The sequence below is a fragment of the Microvirga sp. P4_G7 genome, from assembly GCF_056401005.1.
Genome location: NZ_JBFUKD010000251.1, coordinates 1 through 4,891, shown reverse-complemented (window position 1 = coordinate 4,891; position 4,891 = coordinate 1). Strand labels below are relative to the sequence as shown.

The following is a 4,891-nucleotide window of genomic DNA, read 5'->3' as shown; positions in this document are numbered from 1 at the left end:
GATCCGGGTTGGCGAGGCGCAGAACGCGTTCATCGGAATTGAGCACCTGACGCAGGAAGAGCTCGATGAAATCCGGAGCCGATGCGAGGCTCGGGCGAAAGAGGCCGACGAGAGGCCCGAAAAGAACGAAAAGCAGGCAAAGGCCTAGTTTAGAAGCGTTCTTTCTGCAATGCAGCAAACACTTGTCAGAGAAGGGAATCTCGGATAAGCGTCGCGCCACAATTCGTGGTTTGTCGCAGGGTCTGTCAGCAGGCTCGATTCCGATTAAATCCAGGATTGAGGCCGGCTCGCGCCGTGTCCAGTACCCCTTAGGTGTCGCATGACGAATCTCCTCGCCGACTACCTGCCTCTGGTCATCTTTATCGGCGTTTCGCTGCTGATCGGGTTGGCCCTGCTCGTAGCTCCGTTCATTGTCGCTTACAGCCGTCCCGACACGGAAAAGCTCTCCGCCTACGAGTGCGGGTTCAATGCCTTCGACGACGCGCGCATGAAATTCGACGTGCGTTTCTACCTGGTCTCCATCCTGTTCATCATCTTCGATCTCGAAGTAGCCTTCCTCTTTCCGTGGGCGATCACGTTCGGCGGTCTCGGGTGGTTCGGCTTCATCTCGATGATGATTTTCCTCGGGGTGTTGACGGTCGGGTTCGTCTACGAATGGAAGAAGGGCGCACTCGAATGGGATTGATCACCAACACCAACGCGACCCTGGTCGCTCCGAGCCCCGTCGGCGCCACCGACCCGGCCACCGGACAGCCGATCGGCTCCAACGATCCATATTTCGCCACCATCAAGGATGAGCTGGCCGACAAGGGCTTCCTCGTGACTTCGACCGAGGACCTGATCACCTGGGCGCGTACGGGCTCGTTGATGTGGATGACCTTCGGTCTCGCCTGTTGCGCGGTCGAGATGATGCAGGCCTCGATGCCGCGTTATGACGTGGAGCGTTTCGGCTTCGCACCGCGCGCCAGCCCACGGCAATCCGACGTGATGATCGTCGCCGGTACGCTGACCAACAAGATGGCGCCGGCGCTCCGCAAGGTCTACGACCAGATGCCGGAGCCCCGGTATGTGATTTCGATGGGATCCTGCGCGAACGGTGGCGGCTATTATCACTATTCCTATTCGGTGGTGCGCGGGTGCGATCGCATCGTGCCCGTCGACATCTACGTTCCCGGCTGCCCTCCGACTGCTGAAGCATTGCTCTACGGCATTCTTCTTCTGCAGAAGAAGATCCGCCGCACCGGCACGATCGAGCGCTGAGTAAAGGTTATCGCATGAACGCGGAGCTTCAGGCCCTAAGCGATCACATTGCTGCGTCTCTTGGCGCGACGGTGACGGGACGCGCCATCGCTTATGACGAACTGACCATCGAGGTCGAGAGTGCGGACATCATCAGAGTCATCGCGTTTCTGCGCGACGATCCGAAGTGCCTCTTCATCAGCTTCATCGATCTTTGCGGCGTGGATTATCCCAGCCGCGACAAGCGATTCGACGTGGTCTATCACCTGCTTTCGCCGCGCCACAACACCCGCATCCGCGTGAAGGTCGCCGCCGACGAGGTGACGCCCGTTCCCTCGATCATCGAGGTTTTCCCTGCGGCGAACTGGTTCGAGCGGGAAGCATACGATCTGTATGGAATCCTGTTCTCCGGTCACCCGGATCTGCGCCGTATTCTGACCGATTACGGCTTCGAAGGATTTCCGCTGCGCAAGGACTTCCCGCTGACGGGGTTCGTGGAGGTTCGCTACGATGATGCTCAGGGCCGTGTCGTGTACGAGCCGGTGAAGCTCAATCAGGAATTCCGCAACTTCGACTTTCTCTCGCCGTGGGAGGGCACCGATTATGTGCTTCCTGGCGATGAGAAGGCGAAGGGGTGAGTGGCGAATGGCGAGTAGCGAATGGAACAGGAGGACGGACGTTGGGAGCCAGTGATCCAATCCTATCGCGATCTTCGCATTTGGCAGGAGGCAATGTCTCTGGCCGAGACTTGCTATTTTGTCACTCGCTCGTTTCCTCGCGAGGAGGCTTTCGGCATGACGTCGCAGATTCGCCGCGCCGCTGCATCGATCGCCGCCAATATTGCGGAGGGGCACGGTCGGGAAAGTACGGCCATGTTCGTTCAGTTTTTGCGCGTGGCGCAAGGTTCCTTGAAAGAGTTGGAGACTCATCTTCTCTTATCGGAGCGCGTCCAAATACTTCCGAAGGTCGATTCTTCGACGTTGCTGGAAGCGACCGAAATTCTCGGAAAGCGGATGCGCACTCTCATCAGATCGCTGCAACAAAAAAGCGCGAAGGAAAGCCGATGATCCATTCGCCATTCGCCACTCACCACTCGCCCGTGTTCCCATGACAGAGCACAATATCCGCAATTTTTCGATCAACTTCGGTCCGCAGCACCCGGCTGCGCACGGCGTGTTGCGCCTTGTGCTGGAGCTCGACGGCGAGGTCGTTGAGCGAGTCGATCCGCATATCGGCTTGCTTCATCGCGGCACCGAAAAGCTGATCGAGTACAAGACCTATACGCAAGCGACGCCCTACTTCGATAGGCTCGACTACGTTGCGCCGATGAACCAGGAGCACGCATTCTGCCTCGCGGTGGAGAAGCTGCTCGGACTCGAGGTTCCGCGGCGCGCGCAGTTGATCCGCGTGTTGTTCTCCGAGATCGGCCGCATTCTCTCGCACCTCCTGAACGTCACCACGCAGGCGATGGACGTGGGTGCGCTGACGCCGCCGCTGTGGGGCTTCGAAGAGCGCGAAAAGCTGATGGTGTTCTACGAACGCGCGTCCGGCGCACGCATGCACGCCAACTATTTTCGTCCCGGCGGCGTGAACATGGACATCACGTCCTCGCTCATCGACGACATCGAGGCGTTCTGCGACCCGTTCCTGAAGGTCGTCGACGATCTCGACGATCTCGTGATGTCGAACCGTATCTTCAAGCAGCGCAACGTCGATATCGGCGTCGTGACGTTGGAGGATTGCTGGAAGTGGGGCTTCTCCGGCGTGATGGTGCGCGGCTCGGGCGCTGCATGGGACTTGCGCAAGTCGCAACCCTACGAGTGCTACGAGGAGATGGATTTCGACATTCCGATCGGCAAGAATTGCGACAGCTACGACCGTCAGGTCATCCGCATGGAAGAGATGCGCCAAAGCGCGCGCATCATGAAGCAATGCGTCGCCAAGCTGCGCGAGCCGGCAGGACAGGGACCTGTCCGCACGCTCGACGGCAAGGTCGCGGCGCCGTCGCGTGCCGACATGAAGCGCTCGATGGAAGCGCTCATCCATCATTTCAAGCTTTATACCGAGGGCTTCCACGTTCCGGCGGGCGAGGTCTACGCGGCGGTCGAAGCGCCGAAGGGCGAGTTCGGCGTGTATCTCGTGGCCGACGGCACCAACAAGCCGTATCGCTGCAAGATCCGTGCACCGGGATTCGCGCATCTTCAGGCGATGGACTTCCTCTGCCGTGGGCACATRCTCGCAGACGTGTCGTGCATCCTTGGAACGCTCGACATCGTGTTTGGCGAGGTCGATCGGTAATGGTTCTGTCGCGTCGGTTCTCGATGCGGCATCTAAGTTGAAGTCGTAAATGGCCGGGTCGACCCCGGCCATGACGGTTGAGAGGGTAGAATGGCCGTTCGCAAGCTCGCGCCGGAAGATACACAGCCAGAGAGCTTCGCTTTCACTCCTGAGAACGAAGCCTTTGCGCAAGCCCAGATCGCGAAGTATCCCGAAGGCCGTCAGGCGTCGGCGGTGATCGCGCTGTTGTGGCGTGCGCAGGAGCAAGTCGGAGGCTGGCTGCCGCAGAAGGCGATCGAGGCCGTCGCTACGCGGCTCGACATGCCGCCGATCCGCGTGATGGAAGTCGCGACCTTCTACACGATGTTCAATCTCGCACCGGTCGGGAAGTTCTTCATCCAGTTCTGCGGCACGACGCCCTGCGTCCTGCGCGGAGCGGGCGACATCAAAAAGGTCCTGGAGAGCCGCGTCGGCGAGCCGGGTCATGTCAGCGACGACGGCAATTTTTCGTGGCTCGAAGTCGAATGCCTGGGCGCTTGTTGCAATGCGCCCATGGTGCAAATCAACGACGACTATTACGAGGACCTGACGACGGAAAATTTCGAGAAACTGCTCGACGATCTCGCCGCTGGCCGTCCGGTCAAGAAGGGCCCGCAGAGCGGCCGTCGCGCTTCGGAGCCGCACGACGCGGTCAAGACGCTGACCGATGCGTCGCTCTATGACGGATCGATGATCGGAGCTTGGCGCAAGCGGTTCGAGGAAGAGGCGGTAAAATCCGCCGAGACCGGTGAAGCGGCTGCTGCTACCGCAACGGCGGCTGCGACGCCCAAGCCCGGGAAGCCCGATTCCGGGCGCGCCATCGAAACCGAGAAGGCCGATACGCCTGCCAAACGCGTCAAGGAAGGCGAAGCGCCGATCAAGCCGTCGGAACGACAGGATGCGTCTAGCGGATCGAAGGCGACCGTCGCCGATCCCAAGACCAGCGGCACGGTTCCGGCTCCTGAGAGCGCGAAGTCGTACGAGCCGAACCCGTCCGACAAAGACAAGAAATCTTGAGAGGCTTTGCAGATGCTCGCTGAMAAAGACCGCATTTTTACCAACCTGTACGGTCAGCATTCGCCGGGCCTGAAGGGCGCGCAGATGCGCGGCGCGTGGGACGGCACAAAGTTTCTGCTCGAGAAGGGGCGCGACTGGATCATCGATGAGATGAAGAAGTCGGGTCTTCGCGGCCGTGGCGGCGCAGGCTTTCCGACCGGGATGAAGTGGTCCTTCATGCCGAAGCAATCGGACGGCCGTCCGAGCTATCTCGTCGTCAACGCCGACGAGTCCGAGCCCGGCACCTGCAAAGACCGTGAAATCATGCGGCACGATCCGC

Annotated in this window: 7 protein-coding genes and 1 pseudogene; all 8 read left to right on the top strand. The window is 60.1% G+C overall.

Going from position 1 to position 4,891, the window contains the following annotated elements:
- The first annotated feature begins 1 nt into the window (after position 1).
- Positions 2-148 (top strand): low affinity iron permease family protein, encoded by a 147-nt coding sequence (locus AC1DT3_RS12110; RefSeq protein ID WP_477465502.1) that lies wholly within the window; start codon positions 2-4, stop codon positions 146-148.
- A 171-nt stretch (positions 149-319) separates the two neighbouring features.
- The gene (locus AC1DT3_RS12105) at positions 320-685 is read left to right on the top strand and encodes an NADH-quinone oxidoreductase subunit A (RefSeq protein ID WP_477465501.1); all 366 of its coding nucleotides are present in this window, start codon (positions 320-322) and stop codon (positions 683-685) included.
- On the top strand, positions 676-1,260 hold the full coding sequence (locus AC1DT3_RS12100) for a NuoB/complex I 20 kDa subunit family protein (RefSeq protein ID WP_477465500.1): 585 nt from the start codon (positions 676-678) through the stop codon (positions 1,258-1,260). Before AC1DT3_RS12105 ends, AC1DT3_RS12100 begins: the two co-directional genes overlap by 10 nt.
- 14 nt (positions 1,261-1,274) lie before the next feature.
- Positions 1,275-1,877 (top strand): NADH-quinone oxidoreductase subunit C, encoded by a 603-nt coding sequence (locus AC1DT3_RS12095; protein ID WP_477465499.1) that lies wholly within the window; start codon positions 1,275-1,277, stop codon positions 1,875-1,877.
- A gap of 21 nt (positions 1,878-1,898) precedes the next feature.
- Complete coding sequence (locus AC1DT3_RS12090; protein WP_477465498.1) at positions 1,899-2,306, top strand: four helix bundle protein; 408 nt, start codon at positions 1,899-1,901, stop codon at positions 2,304-2,306.
- 40 nt (positions 2,307-2,346) lie between these two features.
- Positions 2,347-3,537 (top strand): NADH-quinone oxidoreductase subunit D, encoded by a 1,191-nt coding sequence (locus AC1DT3_RS12085; RefSeq protein WP_477465497.1) that lies wholly within the window; start codon positions 2,347-2,349, stop codon positions 3,535-3,537.
- 90 nt (positions 3,538-3,627) lie between these two features.
- On the top strand, positions 3,628-4,572 hold the full coding sequence (nuoE, locus tag AC1DT3_RS12080) for an NADH-quinone oxidoreductase subunit NuoE (protein WP_477465496.1): 945 nt from the start codon (positions 3,628-3,630) through the stop codon (positions 4,570-4,572).
- Positions 4,573-4,584: 12 nt separating this feature from the next.
- A pseudogene (locus tag AC1DT3_RS12075) lies at positions 4,585-4,891 on the top strand (NADH-quinone oxidoreductase subunit F); the annotation flags it as partial.

Excerpts from the sequence above, each read along its gene's own strand:
- AC1DT3_RS12090 (WP_477465498.1), top strand. The coding sequence starts at position 1,899 with ATGGAACAGGAGGACGGACGTTGGGAGCCAGTGATCCAATCCTATCGC.
- nuoE (WP_477465496.1), top strand. The coding sequence starts at position 3,628 with ATGGCCGTTCGCAAGCTCGCGCCGGAAGATACACAGCCAGAGAGCTTC.
- AC1DT3_RS12095 (WP_477465499.1), top strand. The coding sequence starts at position 1,275 with ATGAACGCGGAGCTTCAGGCCCTAAGCGATCACATTGCTGCGTCTCTT.
- AC1DT3_RS12105 (WP_477465501.1), top strand. The coding sequence starts at position 320 with ATGACGAATCTCCTCGCCGACTACCTGCCTCTGGTCATCTTTATCGGC.
- AC1DT3_RS12100 (WP_477465500.1), top strand. The coding sequence starts at position 676 with ATGGGATTGATCACCAACACCAACGCGACCCTGGTCGCTCCGAGCCCC.